This is a genomic window from Nicoliella sp. ESL1120 (genome assembly GCF_058508515.1).
Genome location: NZ_CP196383.1, coordinates 898,643 through 919,344 on the forward strand (window position 1 = coordinate 898,643; position 20,702 = coordinate 919,344).

Below are 20,702 nucleotides of genomic sequence, written 5' to 3' on the forward strand. Positions count from 1 at the left end.
TAATGGCTAATTCGAATGACATTTTAAATAGTGCAAAGGCCAAGATGAAGAAGGCTCAAGAAGTACTTGAACGAGAATTATCAAGTATTAGAGCTGGTCGCGCTAATGCTAGTATTTTAAACCGAGTAAAAGTTAGTTATTATGGAAGTGAAGTGCCAGTGAACCAAGTGGCCTCAATCTCAATTCCAGAACCTCGGGTAATTATGGTCACTCCATATGATAAAAGCGCCCTTGATGACATTGAAAAGGGAATTTTTGAAGCTGATTTAGGACTAAACCCAGCTAATGATGGAAGTGTGATTAGATTAGTAATTCCTCAATTAACAGAGGAAAGAAGACAGGAACTGGCTAAACAAGTTAAGGCTGTTGGTGAAGAAAGTAAGGTTGCCGTTCGAAACGTTCGTCGTGAAGCGATGGATGCGGTGAAGAAGGGGAACAAGAATGATGACTTCACTGATGATGAAGCTCACAGCTTGGAAGATAAAGTTCAAAAAATTACCGATGACTCAATCAGTGGTGTTGAAAAGATTGTTAGTGATAAGGAAAAAGAAATCACTAATAATTAATACTAAATTAATTAATAAGGGAGAAATGCTTTATGGCTGAAGATAGCGTAGAAATTACACCAGGAACAAAAGAATTTAATAACATGGTTTTTAGATTGAACCAACCAATCGTAAATGGAAACACTGAATTTTTGAACTATGCTGGAAATCCATTGGAACCATTACAAGATGATATTTATGTAATGCCTGCATACGTTGAAGATGGTTTTAACTTATTCATCGTTGTTTCAAAATTAATTGCAGACGATTGGATCATTGCATTTTCAAAGGCAACCATTGAAAATGGAAATGAAATCACTGATTTATCAGAACCAATTCCTACTGGTGAAGGACTTAATATGCTTGGTGAACGCAAAGCAGAAGAAGCTAATAAGTTACTTCAATACTTCAATACTTTAATTGAAAGTAACCGTGGTGAATGGAGATTAATTCAACGGCCAGACGAAAACTAATTAAATTAGCTGAATTTAATTCGGTGGTTAATTTTAATTAAATAATGTATTATATAAAGGATGGGTATCTACTCATCCTTTATTTTGATTTTAGATGGAGTAATAATTATGTTCAGAAAAAAAGAAAGTATTACTAATGATGAACTTGATATGAATCGTATTCCTAATCATATTGCGATTATAATGGATGGGAACGGCCGTTGGGCTCAAAAGCGGCACCTGCCTAGAATTGCAGGTCATAAAAGGGGAATGGAAACTGTTAAAACAATTACTAAGACTGCTAGTCGATTAGGGGTAAAAGTGCTGAGTCTATACGCCTTTTCTACTGAAAATTGGAAACGGCCCGATGAAGAGGTCAGTTATTTAATGAGTCTTCCTGGTAAATTTTTTAGTAGTTTTGTTCCTGAATTAATCGATAATAATGTTCGAGTTCAAGTGATGGGGGAATTAGATCAATTGCCACAATCGACCCAAGAAGTTGTCCAAAAGGCAATTGCTGATACCGCTGATTGTAATGGAATGATTTTGAACTTTGCACTTAATTATGGATCAAGGGACGAAATCCTTTTAGCTACTCGTAAAATTGCAAAAGCAGTGCAAAGTGGTAAAGTAGAAATTGATGAAATTGATTCTGAATTCTTTTCTCAGAAATTAATGACTAGCTCGTTAGGTGAATATGCTGATCCTGATTTATTGATTCGTACCAGTGGTGAACAAAGAATTTCAAATTTCTTGCTTTGGCAAATTGCTTATAGCGAACTAATTTTTACGAATGATTTATGGCCAGATTATAATGCTGATTCATTAAAAAATGCTATTTTAAATTTCCAGGGTCGTGATCGACGATTTGGAGGAATTAAAAATAAATAAGGAGTTAGTGATGAAACAAAGAGTTATTACTGCAGTGGTTGCGTTATGCATTTTTATTCCACTACTATTAATTGGTGGAATTCCATTTGATATCTTAGTTTTTGCGATGGGATTAGTTGCAATTAGTGAGATATTATTAATGAAAAAGATGATTTTGGTTTCACCTGAATCAACGATTGCCTTTTTAGGGGGACTATTCATATTAGCCCCTAGTAAAATGATGGATATAATGCCAAGCTACTTAACACCTACATTTATTATTTACATATTTGTAATGTTGTTATTATTAAGAATGGTATTTACTAAAAATCGGTTCAATTTTGATGATGTAGGAATTGCTGCTTTGTCATTTATATATGTTGGAATTGGTTTCCATTACTTAATCGTTGCAAGGGCTACGGGATTAAACGTAGTCTTGTATGCATTACTAATTGTATGGACTACTGATAGTGGGGCTTATATTTTTGGAAAACAATTTGGTAAGCATAAGCTTGCTCCGCACATTAGTCCGAATAAAACCTGGGAAGGTTCAATTGGGGGTTCGTTGCTTGCAACGATCGTATGTACGTTGATCGTATTTTTCTTCCCCCAAAATTTTTACTCGCTATTGCCAATGATTGCAATTACGATCATTGCTTCTATTGGCGGTCAATTTGGTGATTTAGTGGAATCTGCACTTAAACGTCATTATGGGGTTAAGGATTCAGGTAAAATTCTTCCGGGACATGGTGGAATCTTAGACCGTTTTGATAGCTTGTTGTTTGTTCTACCAATCCTGCATTTGTTTAATATTTTTTAGAAGAAAAGGAGAACAACGATGTTTACAACTATAATTGCATTCATTATTGTTTTTGGGATCTTAGTTTCTGTTCATGAATTTGGCCACTTTATTGTTGCAAAAAAGTGTGGAATTATGGTTCGTGAATTTTCAATTGGAATGGGTCCTAAAATATTTGCTCACCGTTACAACGGGACTACCTACACGCTTAGAATTTTGCCGTTAGGTGGTTACGTTCGAATGGCTGGGGGATACGATGATGAAGAAAGTCTACGCCCTGGGATGACGGTTACTTTGCAACTAAATGATCAGGGAATTGTAGAAAAAATTAATACTAGTAATAAAAATTCATTGTTCAATGGAATTCCATTGGTAGTTACCGAAGCCGATTTAGAAAAGGAATTGTGGATTCAAGGTTATGAAAATGGAAATGAATCAGAGGTAAAACGTTATTCTGTTGATCACGATGCTGTTGTTATCGAAGAAGACGGGACGGAGTTACAGATTGCACCACTTGACGTTCAAGTCCAATCCGCAACCGTTTGGCGTCGCATGGCAACTAACTTCGCAGGGGTTATTTGTAATATCTTATTAGCAATCGTTGCTTATACGATTTTTTCTTTTGTACAAGGTGGCGTTTTAAATAATTCCAATCAAATTAAATTAGCTGATAACGTTAATGTTGCTCGTGATGCTGGAATTAAGAATGGCGATGAAATCACAAAGGTTAACGGTGTCAGCACTAATAACTGGCAATCGTTAGCATCGACAATTGCTAGTAAGGCAAATGGAGATGATTTAAACTTAACCATTGAACGGGGCGATCAAACCAAGAATATCACTTTAAAGCCTAAGGTGGTTTCACAAAATGGCAAGAAAACTGCTGAAATTGGGATTCAAAGAAGTTCAAATTCTAATTTTTCTGCAATGCTGTTATCAGGATTTACCCAAACTTACGATACTGCTAAATCGTTATTATCTTCAATTTGGACAATGATCACAGGCCACTTTTCGTTAAATGACTTGGGTGGTCCGGTCGCAATTTTTGCTAATACCTCTCAGGCTGCTCAACTAGGAATTGGGGGAATCATTTATTTTATTGCTTTTCTATCAATTAATTTAGCAATTATGAATTTATTGCCAATTCCTGCCTTAGATGGTGGTAAAATTGTTATGAATATTGTTGAGGTAATTCGTCGAAAACCACTTTCAGAAAAAGTTGAAACAACGATTACACTTATTGGTTTTGCGTTTATGATTATTTTAATGATTCTAGTTACATGGAATGATATTGAAAGATTCTTTATCCATTAAATCTTATTTAGAGGTGTTTTAAATGAAACAATCTGCGATGCTGATTCCAACCCTGAAGGAAGTTCCCAATGGTGCGGAAGCACTTAGTCATCAAATGATGCTTAGAGCAGGGTACATTAGACAGGTATCTGCTGGAATGTATGCGTATTTACCACTTGCTTATCGAGTAATCACTAAAATTGAAGCAATCATTCGTAAGCATATGGATGCTACTAATGCTAATGAAATGTTAATGCCGGATGTTTTACCAGCTAAACTATGGAAGGATTCCGGTCGTTATGATACCTACGGGCCAGAATTATTTAAGTTTAAGAATCGTCATGATACTGACTTTATCTTGGGCCCTACTCACGAGGAAACGTTCACCGAGCTATTAAAGAACTCGGTCGATTCTTATAAAAAATTACCACTGGTCCTTTATCAAATTCAGTCTAAATATCGGGATGAAGATCGTCCTAGATATGGATTGCTTCGTGGTCGTGAATTCATTATGAAGGATGCTTATTCCTTTACTGTTGACGATGAAGGATTAGATAAGGTTTATCATGATATGGAAAAAGCTTACTGCCAAATTTTCGACGAAATTGGTCTTGATTATCGAATGATCATTGGTGATGGTGGTGCAATGGGTGGCTCAGATTCAATTGAATTTTCTGCCCCAGCTGCCGTTGGTGAAGATACGATCGTATATTCAGATAATGGTGACTATGCTGCTAATATTGAAATGGCAAAGTGTGCATATATCCCTAGTAAGTCTGATGAACAACCACTTGAATTAGAAAAAAAGGCGACTCCAGACACTAAGACGATTGAAAAGTTAGCCACTTTCTTATCCGTAAAGCCAAGTCAAATCATTAAGAGCGTATTATTCATCGCTGATGAAAGTCCCGTATTAGTAATGGTTAGAGGCGATCATGAAGTAAATGATGTTAAGCTCAAGAACTATCTAGGTGCTGATTTCTTAGACGTTGCTAATGAGGAACAAGTTCTGAAATTTATGGGAGCGCCTGCTGGTTATGTAGGGCCAATTGGGGTTTCTGACGATGTGAAAGTGTTAGCTGATCAATATGTTAAGGACATGGTTAATACCGTTGTCGGTGCGAATGAAGATGGCTATGATTACGTTAACGTTAATCCTGATCGTGATTTTAAGGTCAGTGCTTATGATGACTTTAGGGTCGTTCAAAAGGGTGATTTATCCCCTGATGGTTCAGAAAAATTACAATTTACAAAGGGAATTGAAATTGGACATGTTTTCAAGTTAGGGACGCGATATTCTAAAATTTTAGGAGCAGATGTTTTAGATGCAAATGGCCGTAAAAAACCAATTATTATGGGTTCTTACGGAATTGGGGTCAGCCGTTTATTATCAGCTGTTTCTGAACAACAAGCCGATGAAGATGGACTAGTGTGGCCAACTTCAATTGCACCATTTGATATTCATGTTATTCCAGTTAACGCCAAAAAAGCTGATCAAATGGACCTTGCTAATGAAATTGAAACTGATTTAACCACTGCTGGTTATGATGTATTAAACGACGATCGTAAGGAACGCGCTGGTGTTAAGTTTGCTGATTCAGATTTGATTGGGATCCCAATTAGAGTAACCGTCGGTAAGAAAGCTAGTGATGGAATCGTTGAAATTAAGATTAGAAAAACTGGTGAAACCCTAGAGGTTAAAAAAGCCGAACTTATTAGTACAATTGGAATTTTACAAAAAGAATTGAATTAAATTATTAAGAGAGGGCTGTTTTGCAGTCCTTTTTTAATCTTAATAGAAGGGAGTTCAATCAATTGAATAATCATGAATTATTTAATCAATTACTAAGTCAGCTAGAAATGAATGCCCATAGAGATGATGAATGTTTTAAAAATGCTGAAATTACCCAATTAGTGGTTCATAAAAAGAGTAGGGAATGGCATTTTAAATTTCATTTCTTAGAACAATTACCATTTCAAGTTTTTAATGACTTTATCCATCGCCTTTTTACGACCTTTGAATCATTAGTGAACATTAGTTTTGAGATTCAAGTTGATCGACCAAAATTAGATAACCATTTAGTTAAGGAATACTGGAATTGGGTCGTTAATAATAGCAACTTGAATTCCATGATGGCAAAACAAATTTGTGATGCTAGTGTGCCAAGCGTTAATGATGATCGTGTCAATTTGGTTGTAGAAAATGAAGAACTCAAAACCTTTTTGATTGACCATGCATTGGGTAAAATTGAAGAATGTTATACGATGTGTGGATTTCCTAAGTTTATGATCAATACTTTCGTTAATCAAAGTGAGACGCAATCTAAAATTAGAGAAATCAAAAATATAAGGGAAAAACGGGATGCCGAGATTACTAAAAAGGCTATTGCTGCCATAAAAAAAGCGAATGCAAATCGTGAAAGCAAAGCTAAAAATGCTCCCATTACAAACGGCCCCGTTATTTTTGGTAAATTAATTAGTGATGATGCTGATGTCACTAAGTTAATTGATATTGTTCAAGAGGAACGATCGGTTGTCTTGAATGGTTTTGTTTTTGATAAAGAAGTTCGTTCACTACGTTCTGGTCGGCAGTTATTGATTTTTAAGGTGACCGACTTCAGTTCATCAATCGTAGTCAAGAAATTCTCCCGTAACGAACAGGATGAAGCTCAATTTGAAGCAATTCAAAAGGGTGGCTGGCTAAAACTCCGTGGTAGCGTTCAAGAGGATAATTATACGCATGAATTAACCATGAATCCGTACGATATTAATACGACGACCCATCAAGAAAGACAAGATACTGCTAAGGATAAGCGGGTTGAATTGCATCTACACACCAATATGAGTCAAATGGATGCCATCGATGGGATCGATGCATTTGCCAAACGGGCTAAACAATGGGGTCACAAGGCATTGGCAATTACGGACCATTCTGCATTACAAGGCTTTCCATCAGCATATAGTGCTGGTGAAAATAACGATTTGAAAATGATTTACGGTGTAGAAGCTAACGTTGTTGATGATGGAATGGAAATCGGGTTTAATAACGACCATCGCGATTTAAAGACCGCAACTTATGTTGTGTTTGATATTGAAACGACAGGATTATCAGCAATTTATGATAAGATTATTGAAGTTTCTGCTGTTAAAATGGTTCATAATAACGTTACTGCTCAATTTGAAGAGTTTATTGATCCAGGGTTCCATTTAAGTGAATTTACAACTAATTTAACATCCATTACTGATGACATGGTAAAGGGTTCCAAAAGTGAAGAAACGGTTTTAAAGATGTTTCGGGAATTCTGCGGAGATGCAATTGTAGTTGGGCATAACGTAACCTTTGATGTGGGCTTTATGAATGCTGGATACGAACGCTATGGAATGAGTAAAATTACTAATCCAATTATTGATACGTTGCCATTAGCACGTTTTTTGTATCCTAACTTAAAGAGTTACCGTTTAAATACCCTTGCGAAAAAATTTGATGTTAGCTTGGAACATCATCATCGTGCGGTATACGATGCGGAAAGTACAGGCCATTTAAATTATATTTTCTTAAAGACGGCTGAAGATCGATATGGAATTAAATATCAAGATCAATTAAATGATCATATGACAGAGCATAGTGCTTATAAACACGCTCGACCGTTTCATGTCACCCTGCTGGCTAAAACCCAATCCGGATTGAAAAACCTCTTCAAACTAGTTTCGTTATCTAACGTAGAATATTTTTATCGGGTTCCACGGATTCCGCGTAGCGTATTAGTTAAATATCGGGAGGGTATTTTAGTTGGTTCAGCATGTGCTTCTGGTGAAGTTTTTACCGCCATGGTCCAAAAGGGAATGGAAGAAGCACGTCAAAAGGCTCAATTTTATGATTACTTGGAGGTTCAACCACAAGCTAATTATCAACCATTGATTGATTCTCAATTTATTCATGATCAAGCGCATTTACATGAAATCATCAACAATATGGTTACCTTAGGACAAGAATTGGATAAACCAGTGGTTGCAACTGGTGATGCCCATTACGTAGACCCTCACGAATACATCTATCGTAAAATTTTGATTCATTCTCAAGGTGGAGCCAACCCACTTAGTAGGCAAAAGCTTCCTGAAGTCCATTTCTTATCAACTGATGAAATGTTGAATGACTTTAGCTATCTTGGCGATGAAGTAGCCAATCAAATTGTGGTTAAAAATTCCAATTTAATTGCTGATATGATCGATGATGATATCAAGCCTGTTAAGGATAAGTTATATACCCCACATATTGATGGGGCGGAAGATGAGATAAAAAAACTTACCTACAACAGAGCCTTTGATTATTATGGCGACCCGCTTCCTGATTTAGTTAAAAAGCGGGTTGATCGAGAATTAGATAGTATCATTAGCCATGGATTTTCAGTCATTTATTTAATTGCTCAAAAACTAGTGTTCAAAAGTAATAAGGATGGTTATTTAGTTGGTTCTCGTGGGTCCGTTGGATCTAGTTTGGTTGCTACAATGGCTGGGATTACTGAAGTGAACCCACTGCCACCACATTACCGTTGCCCTAAATGTAGATATTCTCATTTCTATACGAAGGGTGAATATGCTTCTGGATACGATTTACCACGTAAAAATTGTCCGAAGTGTGGAACTGAAATGATCGGTGATGGGCAAAACATTCCATTTGAAACGTTCCTAGGGTTTAAGGGAAACAAGGTTCCAGATATTGATTTGAACTTCTCAGGTGATTATCAACCAATCGCTCATAACTACATGAAGGTGTTGTTCGGTGAAGACAATGTTTACCGTGCTGGAACGATTGGAACGGTTGCTGATAAGACAGCCTATGGTTACGTAAAGGCTTATGAACGCGATACTGAACAAAATATTCGTTCTGCTGAAATCGATCGACTGGCCCAAGGCGATGTCGGTGTGAAAAGGACTACTGGTCAACATCCAGCTGGAATCATTATTGTGCCAAGCGATATGGATATTTATGACTTTACTCCCATCCAATATCCCGCCAATGATCAAAAAGCTGAATGGGAAACGACGCACTTTGATTTCCATTCCATTCATGATAACATCCTCAAAATGGATATTTTGGGACATGATGATCCGACCATGATCAGAGCACTTCAAGACCTTTCTGGAATTGATCCACAAACGATCCCAATGGATGATCAAGGAGTTATGTCAATTTTTTCAGGAACGGACGTATTAGGTGTGACCCCAGAACAAATTCAATCCAAAACGGGGACATTAGGGGTGCCTGAATTTGGGACGAAGTTCGTACGGGGGATGTTAGAACAGACCCACCCGCAAAACTATTCGCAACTTCTGCAAATTTCTGGTTTATCCCATGGGACCGATGTTTGGCTAGGAAATGCTGATGAGATTATTAAGGACGGGACTGCAACGATCGCTAACGTAATTGGTTGTCGTGATAATATCATGACTGATTTAATTAACTGGGGTCTTGATTCTGAAACGGCTTTCCAAATCATGGAATCAGTTCGGAAGGGTCGTGGAATTAAGGATGAATGGCGTAAAGAGATGAACGCAGCCAAAATTCCAGAATGGTACATTCAATCTTGTTTAAAAATTAAGTATATGTTCCCACGTGCCCATGCCGCAGCTTACGTTCTAATGGCCCTGCGGGTAGCATACTTTAAGGTGTACTTCCCAATCGTTTACTATGCTGCTTATTTCTCGATTCGAGCTGATGATTTTGATGTAGTTGCCATGGCAAGCGGAAAAGAGTCTGTCAAAGAAGCGATGAAAACGATTCAAAATCAAGGCAACGAAGCATCTGCTAAGGATAAGAACTTGTTAACGGTCTTAGAATTAGCCAACGAAATGTTAGAACGTGGGTTTGAGTTTGAAATGATCGATTTAAAGCGTTCTGATGCTGAAAAATGGATTATTGAAGGAAATAAGCTATTAGCACCATTTCGGGCGATTCCAGGGCTTGGGTTGAACGTTGCAAAACAAATCGTGGCTGCTAGAGAAGACAAATCGTTCTTATCCAAGGAAGACCTGGCTAAACGTGGCAAGGTTTCTAAAAAGATCATTGAATTTATGGATGAAAATGGAGTGTTGAAAGGCTTGCCAGATGAAAACCAGTTGAGCCTATTCGACATGCTATGATTTGAGTTTAATCCTAACTTATGGTATATTACTACTAGTAATTAATACTCGTTTAAAGGAGTGAGCAGGGATGCTCACTCTTTTTATTGGATTTAATAGGAGGTATGCATACAAATTGAGTAACGTTCCTGAGATTGTGAAAGATATCTTAACACCGATTTTAAATGAACATCATTTTGAATTGTTCGATATTGAATACGTTAAAGAAAGCCAAAAGTGGTATTTACGGGTTTATATTGATAAACCTAACGGTATTACGATTGAAGATTGTGCAATCATTAGCGATCAATTAGGTGAAGAATTAGATGCAATGGATCCTGATCCAATCCCACAAGCTTATTATTTAGAAGTATCATCTCCCGGCGCAGAACGCCCCTTGAGAAATGCAAAAGAGATTGAAGAAGCAATTGGTAGCTATATTAACGTTTCATTGTATTATCCAATTAAGCAAAATAAGGTATACGAAGGGACTTTAAAGGGAGTTACAGAAGAAAACGATTTAGTAATTGAATATAACGACATGAGTGTCTTTAGGGAGTTAACAATTCCTGCAAAAGCAATTGCTAAAGTTAGACTCGCAATTAAGTTTTAATTTAAAGGAGAATCGGAATGAGTAAAGAATTATTGGGTGCTTTTGATGCTTTAGAAAAAGAAAAGGGCATTAAGAAGGAAACCATTATCGACGCTTTAGAGGCAGCTTTGACTTCTGCTTATAAGCGTAATTATGGTCAATCACAAAATGTAGATGTAGAATTTGATAATAAGAAGGGTGATATTCACGTCTATGCTGTTAAAAAGATTGTTGACGTGGTTGAAGATGCCCAGACTGAATATAGTATTAAAGATGCCCTTTTAATTAGCCATGGTTATGAAGTTGGTGATGACATCAAGATCGAAGTTACTCCTAAGAATTTTGGTCGCATCGCTGCCCAAACTGCAAAGCAGGTAATTATGCAACGGGTTCGAGAAGCTGAACGGGAAATGGTTTATAATCAATTTAGTCAATACCAAGATGAGTTAATTACTGGAGAAGTAGAACGTTCAGATAGTCGTTTTGTGTACATTAATCTTGGCAAGGTCGAAGCTGTAATGCCTGTTAGTAACCAGATGCCAAATGAAGAATATCGACCACAAGATAAAATCAAGGTATATGTTACTAAGGTTGAAAACGCTTCTAAGGGCCCTCAAGTATTTGTTAGCAGAACGGCACCTGGACTATTAAAGCGTTTATTTGAACAAGAAGTTCCTGAAATCTACGATGGAACTGTTGAAATTGTCTCAATTGCTAGGGAAGCTGGTGACCGCTCAAAAGTAGCGGTTCGCTCTAATAACCCTGATATAGATCCTGTTGGAACCACTGTTGGTCCTAAGGGACAACGGGTTCAAACAATCGTAAATGAACTTGGTGGCGAAAATATGGATATTGTTGAATGGACTGACGATAAGGCGAAGTTCATTGCCAACGCCTTGAATCCGTCTGAAGTAGTCGATGTTATTTTCGACCCTGAAAACGATCAAGCTTGTACGGTGATTGTACCTGATTATCAATTATCATTAGCAATTGGGAAGCGTGGACAAAACGCTCGATTAGCTGCTAAGTTAACTGGATTTAAAATTGATATTAAGTCAGAATCAGAAGCAGATGAAAATATTTATGAAAATCACACTGCTGCTGAAGATCCTGATAATGATGAAAACGCTGATTAGTTATCAGTAGGGAGGTTCAAATGCGACGTCGAAAGGTTCCAATGCGTAAAGATATTGTCACGGGTGAAATGGCTCCTAAAAAAGAGTTGATTAGAATCGTCCGTGATAAAGAAGGCAACGTAAGCATTGATAAAACTGGTAAAAAAGCCGGGCGCGGTGCTTATATCTCAATGGATGTAGAAATTGCAAAGCAAGCTAAGGCTAAAAAAACATTTAACAAGGTTTTTGACACTAATGTTGATGATCAATTTTACGATGATTTAATTGCTTATACTGATCATGAACAAGCAAGAAAAAAATTATTTGAAAATGAATAATCAAAAATATTTAAATTTAATCGGAATCGCCAAAAGAGCTGGTAAGGTAGTTACTGGCGAGGCAATTATTTTAAATGCAATTAAAAAGCATCAAGTTGCTCTTTTGATTATTGCAAGCGATACCGGACAATCATCTACCAAGAAGTTTATTGACAAAGCGGGTTCGTATCAGGTTGAATACCATCACTTTATTTCTAAACAGGAATTAAGCGATGCAATCGGTGCTCCCCGAACAATGATTGGAATTACTGATCGTGGCTTTGCCAGAAAGCTTTCTGAAATAAAAAATAGTTAAAGGATAGTGATTATATGGGTAAAAAGCGTATTTATGAATTAGCTAAAGAGCTCAATGTTACCAGCAAGCAACTAATTAACAGTGCTAATAGTAAGGGTATCTCGGTTCATAACCATATGTCTACGATTGATGATAACCAAGAAAAGCAAATTAGAGCTGCATTAAAGAGTAATTCAGCTAAACCAACGACACGAACTAATTCTAAACCACAAAATAATCAACAACATGGTGGCAATCAAAACCGAAACCAAAATAGCCATGCTGACAAAAGACAGGGGGGCCACCAAATTAATAATAAACCTAGTCATAGTAATGCTAGTCAGTCAAATAATAACCATCGGTCTAATAATTCGAATGGGCAAAGAAATAACGTTCAATCTGGTTCTGGTCGAAATACTAATAATGCTAGTAATAATTCGAACGGTTTTAACAAAAATAATCGGAAGAACAAGAAGAAGTTTAACAAGCGGAATAACAATTTCAATAGTAAATACACTAAGAATCAACGAATTCGCCAAATTCATAAGCATAACGATGCTCCTAAACGGAAGGATCATCCACTTCCAAAGGTATTAGAATATACTGATGGGATGAATGCACAAGAAATTGGGAAGGTCCTTCACAGAGAACCTGCTGAAATTGTTAAAAAGTTATTCATGCTTGGGGTTATGGTTAACCAAAACAAATCATTGGATAATGAAACCATTGAATTGCTAGCCACTGACTACGGAATTGAAGCCAAGGAAAAAGAAGAAGTTAACGTTTCTGATCTTGATAAGTTATTTGATGAAGAAGAACACAACACGGCTTATCAAGAAAACAGACCACCAGTGGTTACGATCATGGGACACGTTGATCATGGTAAAACCACCCTATTGGATTACTTGAGACATTCTCACATTACTTCTGGTGAAGCTGGTGGGATTACCCAAGGAATTGGTGCTTATCAAGTTAAGCATGATAAAAAGACAATTACTTTCTTGGATACTCCTGGTCATGCTGCTTTTACTGCCATGCGGGCACGTGGAGCTGATATTACTGATATTACGATTTTAGTGGTTGCTGCTGATGATGGAGTAATGCCACAAACCATCGAAGCCATTAACCATGCTAAGGCTGCAAAGACCCCAATTATCGTTGCAATCAATAAGATTGATAAGCCAGGGGCCAACCCAGACCACGTTACTGAACAACTTAGTAACTACGGATTAATTCCTGAAGACTGGGGTGGTGATACCATCTTTGTAAAAATTTCAGCTAAATTCGGGACCAACGTTGATGAATTATTGGACATGATCCTATTGCAAGCTGAAGTGATGGAATTAAAGGCTAATCCACGGCAAAATGCTGCTGGTTCAGTAATCGAAGCTCGTCTTGATCGTGGAAAGGGAACCGTTGCAACGCTGTTAGTTCAACAAGGGACCATGCACGTTGGGGATCCGATTGTAGTTGGTGATACCTTTGGTCGAGTGCGGACTATGGTTAATGAACACAACCAAGAAATGAAGGAAGCCACCCCATCAACTCCTGTTGGAATTACTGGATTGAACGACGTTCCAGAAGCAGGGGATCGGTTTATTGTCTTTGATGATGAAAAGACCGCCCGTGCTGCTGGAGAAAAACGGGCTCAAGCAGCTCAAGAAAATGATCGTCGTCAAACGAACCATGTTACATTGGATAACTTGTTCGATTCACTTAAAGAAGGTGAAATGAAGCAAGTTGATATTATTATTAAAGCTGATGTTCAAGGTTCAGTCGAAGCACTTTCTTCTAGTCTTCAAAAGATTGAAGTAGAAGGAGTGCGTGTTAATATCATTCATACCGGAGTTGGAGCCATTAATGAAAGTGATGTTGCCTTAGCAGAGGCAAGTAACGCAATCATTATTGGATTTAGTGTTCGTCCTACCCCACAAGCTAAGGCCCAAGCTGAAAGCGATAACGTTGATATTCGTTTACATCAAGTGATTTACGATGCAATTGATGAAGTGGAATCCGCTATGAAGGGAATGCTAGAACCCACATATAAGGAAGAAGTTACTGGTCAAGTTGAAGTGAGAGAAATTTATAAAGCTTCTAAGATCGGAACAATTGCTGGTGGGATGGTAATCTCAGGTTATATTAACCGTGATAGTAAGGTACGGCTAATTAGGGACAATGTTGTGATTTTTGATGGCGAACTTGGCAGTTTAAAACGCTTTAAAGATGACGCTAAGAGCGTTAAACAAGGTTTTGAATGTGGGCTTACAATTGAAAATTATAATGATATTAAGGTCAATGATGTTATTGAAGCCTATATTATGAAAGAAGTTCCAATCGAATAATTCGATCAAGGAGGATACTATGGCACAATATCGTGTAGGGCGACTACAACAAGAAATTCAAAGAGAAGTTAATGATTTGTTATTGAAGGAAGTACGTGACCCCAGAGTTAAGGGCGTTACAATTACCGGAGTGGAAGTCACTGGTGATCTTCAACAAGCAACGATTTTTTACAGCATTCTCTCTGATAAAAAGAGTGATGAAGAAAATACCCAAAAGGGATTGGATAAGGCAACCGGAATGATTAGAAGTGCGTTAGGCGCTCGGTTAAGAAACGTCTATAAGACACCAGAAATTCATTTTGAATTAGATGATTCAATTCAATACGGGAGTAAGATTGATCAATTGATCAATAAACTACAACGCGAAGATAAATAATTTTAAAAGAGTAGGTAATAATCATTTGTTATCTACTCTTTTTATGTTTCAATTAATATTAATTAGAGAAAAGATAGGGAGTCGTTAATTATGGATGGAATCATCCCATTGAACAAACAACGTGGAATGACTAGTTTCGATTGCGTCAGAAAACTACGTGGAATTTTGCAAACTAAAAAAATTGGACATAGTGGAACGCTCGATCCAAACGTTGACGGTGTTTTACCAATTTGTATCGGTAGTGCAACTAAGGTGGTTGATTTTTTGATGAATTCTGGAAAAGTTTATCGAGGAGAGATCACCCTTGGGATGTCAACGACTACCGAGGATTTAGATGGTGATGTTGTTGAAAGGAAGGCAATTACGGATCCGTTTTCAGAAGCATCAATTAATCAGGCGATGCAACGGTTGGTTCAACCTGAACTGTTACAAATTCCACCAATGTATTCAGCTGTAAAAGTCAATGGTCGCCGTTTATACGAATATGCACGGGCGGGTGAAACTGTAACACGGCCCCAGCGGCACGTTCGCATTGACTACTTTAAAATTATTGCTCCCATTGAATATGATAAAGAAGAACAAGTTCAGCGAATCAAGTTCGAAGTAGGTTGTGGAAAGGGAACCTATGTCCGCACTTTATCGTTTATGGTTGGCCAAATCTTAGGGGTACCAGCTGTAATGTCTGATCTTACTAGGATTAAGAGTGGCGGCTTTACGATTGATGAATCGGTTACGCTAAGTCAAGTGAAAGCAGCGATGGAAGATGGCAACATTAGTAATGTTTTGTATCCAATTGATCATGCACTGGGTGGATATCAAAGTATTGAATTGAGCCCGAACCAGTGGAAAACGGTGCAAAATGGTGGATTTTTAAGTCCCCAAGATATTAATATGGATAATGATGAAATTGCTGTAAGGTTTAATCAGCAAATTAAGGCGTTGTACTATTACAATCATGAACAGGGATTTTATAAACCATTAAAAATGTTTAGTGTCAATTAGGAGTTTACAATGAAAATTTTAAAGATTCACCATCCAATGAAAGATTTAAATTTGAATGAACCAGTTGTGCTTGCAATGGGTTTTTTTGATGGGCTCCATTTGGGTCATCAGCAAATAATCAATCGAGCAAAATCAATTGCTGAAAAACGCGGAGTTAAATTAGCAGTTTTAACTTATGATCATCATCCATCAATCGTATATCAACAATTAAACGCGCATGATAAGCGTTACTTAACGCTGATGGATTATAAAATGGAACTCTTTGAGCGCTTAGGCGTTGACATCGTATTCCAGATTAGTTATACAAATGCATTCCAAGCGCAAAGTCCACAGGAATTCGTCGATAATTATCTTTGTCGCTTTAATGCAGTGGCGGTAGTTGCTGGTTTTGATCATACTTATGGAAAAAAGAATGCTGATATGAATTTATTACCTCAATATGTAAAGAATCGTTTTGAAGTGGTTGATGTTGCATCCTTTGATATTGACAATAAAAAAGTGAGTTCTACTCGGATTCGCCAAAACCTAGATGATGGTCATATTGATACCGTTAATCGGTTGTTAGGCAGGCCCTTTGTTACTACGGGAACTGTTGTGCATGGATTTGCTCGCGGGCGTGAGTTGGGATTTCCAACAGCTAACGTTGAGCATAGCGAATATCAATGGTTGCCAGCAATTGGAATCTACATTGTAAGGATGCAAATTGGTGATCAATGGTACGATGGGATGGCTTCGATTGGCCGTAACGTGACGTTTGGTGATTCACATCCCATTACCGTTGAAATTAATTTATTTAACTTTGATCAAAATATTTATGGTGAAGTAGTAAATATCGAATGGCTCCATTGGACGCGCGGTGAGGTTAAGTTTAACGGGGTAGAAGCCTTGATCGATCAGCTGCATCAAGATCAAAAAACGGCTCAAAAGTTTTTAAGTGATTTGTGAGTGTCTTTCTTGACTTATAATCGCTCCTTTGGTAAATTATATATGTAGCTTAGCACTTGAAGGATATGAGTGCTAAAAAAGGAGTGATTATTAATGCTAACAGAACGTCAAGAATTGATTCTTTCTGGAATCGTTCAGGATTATACTCAATCGGGAACGCCTGTTGGTTCTAAAGCATTAGTTAATCAACTTCCGTTTCACGTTAGTTCTGCTACGATCAGAAATGAAATGGTGGTTTTGGAAAATATGGGGTTAATTGAAAAAACCCACTTATCTTCCGGACGGATTCCATCGATTAATGGTTATCGTTATTACGTCGATCATTTGACATTGTCAAAGGTCAATACGATGAGTGATCTGGAAATCATTCATAAGGCGTTAGATTCAAATTACCATAAGATCGATGAGCTAGTTCAAAAATCTGCTAATATCCTATCTGATTTAACTAACTATACTGCTTTGACTTTGCAGCCAGAGCAGGCTCAAAGTAGGCATCTAAAAGGATTTAGATTGGTTGCATTAGGTGATCAACGTGTTATGGCGATTCTGGTAACTGATAATGGGGATGCGGAAACTGAATTGTTCCGCATTTCCGATGGTGTTACCGGTGAACAACTAGAGTCAGTCGTTAATTTGATTAATGATCGACTTGTTGGTCAGCCATTATCGGTGGTATTAGAGCAACTAAAATCTGTAATTCCAATGGAAGTTAATAAGTACTTGCATTCTCCGAATGGCTTTATTGACATCTTGGATGAGGTCCTTATGAGAGCAACTAGAGATCGCCTTTACGTTGGTGGTGAAATGAACCTATTGAGTTTTACCAATCAAAGCGATGTTAGTTATCTCAAACCGCTGTATTCGATGTTAAATCAATCTGGTGAAATTTCTAAGTTTTTAGGAAATTCAGAAGATGGTGTTTCGGTTCAGATCGGTTCTGAAATGAGTAATGAATTATTGAAAAATTATAGTGTCATTACAGGGACCTATGATGTTGGCCAATACGGTAAGGGAATGATTGCTGTGTTGGGGCCTACTCGAATGCCTTATTCGAAGGTAATTACCTTGGTCAGTGCATTTAGAGAAGAGCTTACCAAGCGTTTGTTAGGTTACTATGGAGGAAGCAAATAAATCTAGAGGAGGGTTTTGTTTGGCATCTAAGAAAAAGCAAGATGAAGAAAAGCAAAATTCTGCGGAAGCGACTGAAACAGAGAAGTTAAAGGCTGCAGATGAGCAAGCTAATGCTGAAGACAAACAAGCTGATAAAGCAATTATTGATTTAAAACGGCAGTTGGATGATATGGAGAATAAGTATCTACGGACTGCAGCTGAGTTGCAAAACGTTCAAAATCGGGCTAAAAAAGACCAAGCAACCATCTTGAAGTATGATGGCCAAAAGCTTGCAACTAATATTTTACCGATCGTTGATAATTTAAACCGAGCCCTTGAAGTTAAGGTGGATGATAAAGCCGGTCAACAACTTAAACAAGGGGTTGAAATGGTTTCGAACCACCTAACTAAGGCTTTGAGTGATAGCAACATTAAAAAAATTGATGCGGAAGGCAAGAAGTTTGATCCGAATTTCTGTCAAGCCGTTCAAACGGTCCCAGCAGATGATGCTCATCCAACTGATCACGTTGTGAAAGTATTACAAGATGGCTATCAATTAGCTGATCGTGTGATTCGTCCAGCGATGGTCGTTGTTGCAAAATAAACAAACAATTAATAAATAAAAAATAAAAAGTGAGGTAAATTAAATTATGGCTAGTAACAAAATTATTGGAATTGATTTAGGAACTACTAATTCAGCAGTTGCCGTTCTTGAAGGTAACGAACCAAAGATTATTCCTAATCCAGAAGGTTCAAGAACGACTCCTTCAGTCGTTGCATTTAAAGATGGTGAAATTCAAGTTGGGGAAGTTGCAAAGCGTCAAATGATCACTAACCCGAACACGATTTCATCAATCAAGAGCCACATGGGTGACAGCAATTACAAAGTCGATGTTGATGGTAAGAGCTACACTCCACAACAAATTTCTGCAATGATCTTACAATACATCAAAAAGTTTGCTGAAGACTACATTGGTGATACTGTAGACAAGGCTGTTATCACTGTTCCTGCATACTTTGATGATGCCCAAAGACAAGCAACTAAGGATGCTGGTAAGATCGCTGGATTAGACGTTAAGCGGATTATCAACGAACCTACTGCTGCTGCTTTAGCTTATGGTTTGAACAAGAAGGATAACGACCAAAAGGTATTGGTATATGACCTTGGTGGTGGGACCTTTGATGTTTCCGTTCTTGAATTAGGTGACGGTGTGTTCCAAGTCCTTTCTACTAATGGTGATACTCACTTAGGTGGGGATGATTTCGATAAGAAGATCATGGACTGGTTGATCGAAGGCTTCAAGAGCGAACACGGAGTTGACTTATCCAATGATAAGATGGCATTACAACGGTTAAAGGATGCTGCTGAAAAGGCTAAAAAGGACCTTTCAGGAGTTTCTGAAACTGAAATCAGCCTTCCATTTATCGCTTCTGGTGATGAAGGGCCACTTCACTTGACTGCTAAGTTAAGTCGTTCTAAGTTCAATGAATTAACTGCTGACTTAGTTGAAAAGACGAAGGCTCCATTCGATAATGCATTGAAGGATGCTGGTTTATCAACTTCTGACATTGATAACGTTATCTTAAATGGTGGTTCTACTAGAATTCCAGCCGTTCAAGAAGCTGTTAAGCAATGGACTGGCAAGGAACCAAACCACTCTATTAACCCTGATGAAGCCGTTGCCGATGGTGCTGCTGTTCAAGGTGGGGTGCTAACTGGTGATGTTAAGGATGTTGTGCTACTTGATGTTACACCACTTTCCCTTGGTATTGAAACCATGGGTGGGGTCTTCACTAAGTTGATCGACAGAAACACGACCATTCCAACTTCAAAGAGCCAAGTCTTCTCAACTGCCGCTGATAACCAACCAGCTGTTGATATCCACGTCTTACAAGGTGAACGGCCAATGGCTGCTGACGATAAGACGCTTGGTCAATTCCAATTAACTGATATTCCTGCTGCTCCTCGTGGAATTCCTCAAATCGAAGTTACTTTCGATATCGATAAAAACGGAATCGTTAACGTTTCCGCTAAGGATAAGGGAACAGGTAAGTCCCAAAAGATTACCATCAAGGATTCCAATGGCCTTTCCGATGACGAAATCAACAAGATGATGGATGAAGCAAAGGCTAATGCCGATGCTGATGAAAAGCGCAAGGAAGAAGTCGACTTAAAGAATGAAGTTGACCAATTGATCTTCCAAACTGATAAGACTTTGAAGGATGTTGAAGGTAAGGTATCCGAAGACGAAATTAAGGCTACTAAGGATGCTGAAGCTGCTTTGAAGAAGGCCAAGGAAGAAAACAACCTTGATGACATGAAGGCTAAGAAGGATGAACTACAAAAGCAAGTTCAAGAATTAGCTACTAAGTTATATCAACAAAATCAACAAGCTCAAGGTGGCGCTGATGCTGGTGCAAATGCTGGTTCAGATTCTGCTAAGGGTGATGACAACACAGTTAACGGTGACTTCCATGAAGTTAACGATGATGATAAGAAGGACAATAACAAATAATAATTGTTATTAA

18 protein-coding genes are annotated in these 20,702 nt (G+C 37.8%); all 18 read left to right on the forward strand.

Annotated features, from left to right (window positions below; translation table 11 throughout):
• Positions 1-2: 2 nt before the first annotated feature.
• Entirely contained in the window at positions 3-566 is a 564-nt protein-coding gene (gene frr / locus ACSYTE_RS03935) for a ribosome recycling factor (RefSeq protein WP_491716166.1), read from the forward strand.
• Positions 567-598: 32 nt separating this feature from the next.
• A complete protein-coding gene (locus ACSYTE_RS03940; protein ID WP_491716167.1) occupies positions 599-1,018 on the forward strand; it encodes a hypothetical protein in 420 nt (139 codons plus the stop codon).
• Positions 1,019-1,126: 108 nt separating this feature from the next.
• Positions 1,127-1,888 carry an undecaprenyl pyrophosphate synthase gene (gene uppS / locus ACSYTE_RS03945; RefSeq protein WP_491716168.1) on the forward strand — a complete coding sequence of 254 codons (762 nt, stop codon included), beginning with the start codon at positions 1,127-1,129 and terminating at the stop codon, positions 1,886-1,888.
• A 10-nt stretch (positions 1,889-1,898) separates the two neighbouring features.
• Entirely contained in the window at positions 1,899-2,687 is a 789-nt protein-coding gene (locus ACSYTE_RS03950) for a phosphatidate cytidylyltransferase (protein ID WP_491716169.1), read from the forward strand.
• A gap of 18 nt (positions 2,688-2,705) precedes the next feature.
• Complete coding sequence (gene rseP / locus ACSYTE_RS03955) at positions 2,706-3,980, forward strand: RIP metalloprotease RseP (RefSeq protein ID WP_491716170.1); 1,275 nt, start codon at positions 2,706-2,708, stop codon at positions 3,978-3,980.
• 22 nt (positions 3,981-4,002) lie between these two features.
• The gene (locus ACSYTE_RS03960; protein ID WP_491716171.1) at positions 4,003-5,712 is read left to right on the forward strand and encodes a proline--tRNA ligase; all 1,710 of its coding nucleotides are present in this window, start codon (positions 4,003-4,005) and stop codon (positions 5,710-5,712) included.
• A gap of 62 nt (positions 5,713-5,774) precedes the next feature.
• A complete protein-coding gene (locus tag ACSYTE_RS03965) occupies positions 5,775-10,100 on the forward strand; it encodes a PolC-type DNA polymerase III (RefSeq protein WP_491716172.1) in 4,326 nt (1,441 codons plus the stop codon).
• Between the two features lie 115 nt (positions 10,101-10,215).
• Positions 10,216-10,692, forward strand: a complete 477-nt coding sequence (gene rimP / locus ACSYTE_RS03970) for a ribosome maturation factor RimP (protein ID WP_491716173.1) — start codon at positions 10,216-10,218, stop codon at positions 10,690-10,692.
• Positions 10,693-10,709: 17 nt separating this feature from the next.
• Positions 10,710-11,807 (forward strand): transcription termination factor NusA, encoded by a 1,098-nt coding sequence (gene nusA / locus ACSYTE_RS03975; protein WP_491716174.1) that lies wholly within the window; start codon positions 10,710-10,712, stop codon positions 11,805-11,807.
• Between the two features lie 20 nt (positions 11,808-11,827).
• Positions 11,828-12,124: an RNase P modulator RnpM gene (rnpM, locus tag ACSYTE_RS03980; RefSeq protein WP_491716175.1), complete on the forward strand. Its 297-nt coding sequence runs from the start codon at positions 11,828-11,830 to the stop codon at positions 12,122-12,124.
• Positions 12,117-12,419: a L7Ae/L30e/S12e/Gadd45 family ribosomal protein gene (locus ACSYTE_RS03985; RefSeq protein ID WP_491716176.1), complete on the forward strand. Its 303-nt coding sequence runs from the start codon at positions 12,117-12,119 to the stop codon at positions 12,417-12,419. Before rnpM ends, ACSYTE_RS03985 begins: the two co-directional genes overlap by 8 nt.
• Before the next feature lie 14 nt (positions 12,420-12,433).
• Entirely contained in the window at positions 12,434-14,740 is a 2,307-nt protein-coding gene (gene infB, locus ACSYTE_RS03990) for a translation initiation factor IF-2 (RefSeq protein ID WP_491716177.1), read from the forward strand.
• A 19-nt stretch (positions 14,741-14,759) separates the two neighbouring features.
• Entirely contained in the window at positions 14,760-15,116 is a 357-nt protein-coding gene (gene rbfA / locus ACSYTE_RS03995) for a 30S ribosome-binding factor RbfA (RefSeq protein WP_491716178.1), read from the forward strand.
• 90 nt (positions 15,117-15,206) lie between these two features.
• Positions 15,207-16,118, forward strand: coding sequence for a tRNA pseudouridine(55) synthase TruB (gene truB / locus ACSYTE_RS04000; RefSeq protein WP_491716179.1), 912 nt, complete (start codon positions 15,207-15,209; stop codon positions 16,116-16,118).
• A 9-nt stretch (positions 16,119-16,127) separates the two neighbouring features.
• Positions 16,128-17,063: a riboflavin biosynthesis protein RibF gene (gene ribF / locus ACSYTE_RS04005; protein WP_491716180.1), complete on the forward strand. Its 936-nt coding sequence runs from the start codon at positions 16,128-16,130 to the stop codon at positions 17,061-17,063.
• Positions 17,064-17,156: 93 nt separating this feature from the next.
• On the forward strand, positions 17,157-18,194 hold the full coding sequence (gene hrcA, locus ACSYTE_RS04010; RefSeq protein ID WP_491716181.1) for a heat-inducible transcriptional repressor HrcA: 1,038 nt from the start codon (positions 17,157-17,159) through the stop codon (positions 18,192-18,194).
• A gap of 19 nt (positions 18,195-18,213) precedes the next feature.
• Positions 18,214-18,777 carry a nucleotide exchange factor GrpE gene (gene grpE, locus ACSYTE_RS04015; protein ID WP_491716182.1) on the forward strand — a complete coding sequence of 188 codons (564 nt, stop codon included), beginning with the start codon at positions 18,214-18,216 and terminating at the stop codon, positions 18,775-18,777.
• A 46-nt stretch (positions 18,778-18,823) separates the two neighbouring features.
• Complete coding sequence (gene dnaK / locus ACSYTE_RS04020; RefSeq protein ID WP_491716183.1) at positions 18,824-20,689, forward strand: molecular chaperone DnaK; 1,866 nt, start codon at positions 18,824-18,826, stop codon at positions 20,687-20,689.
• Positions 20,690-20,702 lie beyond the last annotated feature (13 nt).

Bases quoted from the DNA above. Each gene is read 5' to 3' on its own strand.
- frr (WP_491716166.1), top strand. From the start codon at position 3: ATGGCTAATTCGAATGACATTTTAAATAGTGCAAAGGCCAAGATGAAG.
- ACSYTE_RS03940 (WP_491716167.1), top strand. From the start codon at position 599: ATGGCTGAAGATAGCGTAGAAATTACACCAGGAACAAAAGAATTTAAT.
- uppS (WP_491716168.1), top strand. From the start codon at position 1,127: ATGTTCAGAAAAAAAGAAAGTATTACTAATGATGAACTTGATATGAAT.
- ACSYTE_RS03950 (WP_491716169.1), top strand. From the start codon at position 1,899: ATGAAACAAAGAGTTATTACTGCAGTGGTTGCGTTATGCATTTTTATT.
- rseP (WP_491716170.1), top strand. From the start codon at position 2,706: ATGTTTACAACTATAATTGCATTCATTATTGTTTTTGGGATCTTAGTT.
- ACSYTE_RS03960 (WP_491716171.1), top strand. From the start codon at position 4,003: ATGAAACAATCTGCGATGCTGATTCCAACCCTGAAGGAAGTTCCCAAT.
- nusA (WP_491716174.1), top strand. From the start codon at position 10,710: ATGAGTAAAGAATTATTGGGTGCTTTTGATGCTTTAGAAAAAGAAAAG.
- rnpM (WP_491716175.1), top strand. From the start codon at position 11,828: ATGCGACGTCGAAAGGTTCCAATGCGTAAAGATATTGTCACGGGTGAA.
- ACSYTE_RS03985 (WP_491716176.1), top strand. From the start codon at position 12,117: ATGAATAATCAAAAATATTTAAATTTAATCGGAATCGCCAAAAGAGCT.
- infB (WP_491716177.1), top strand. From the start codon at position 12,434: ATGGGTAAAAAGCGTATTTATGAATTAGCTAAAGAGCTCAATGTTACC.
- rbfA (WP_491716178.1), top strand. From the start codon at position 14,760: ATGGCACAATATCGTGTAGGGCGACTACAACAAGAAATTCAAAGAGAA.
- truB (WP_491716179.1), top strand. From the start codon at position 15,207: ATGGATGGAATCATCCCATTGAACAAACAACGTGGAATGACTAGTTTC.
- ribF (WP_491716180.1), top strand. From the start codon at position 16,128: ATGAAAATTTTAAAGATTCACCATCCAATGAAAGATTTAAATTTGAAT.
- hrcA (WP_491716181.1), top strand. From the start codon at position 17,157: ATGCTAACAGAACGTCAAGAATTGATTCTTTCTGGAATCGTTCAGGAT.
- dnaK (WP_491716183.1), top strand. From the start codon at position 18,824: ATGGCTAGTAACAAAATTATTGGAATTGATTTAGGAACTACTAATTCA.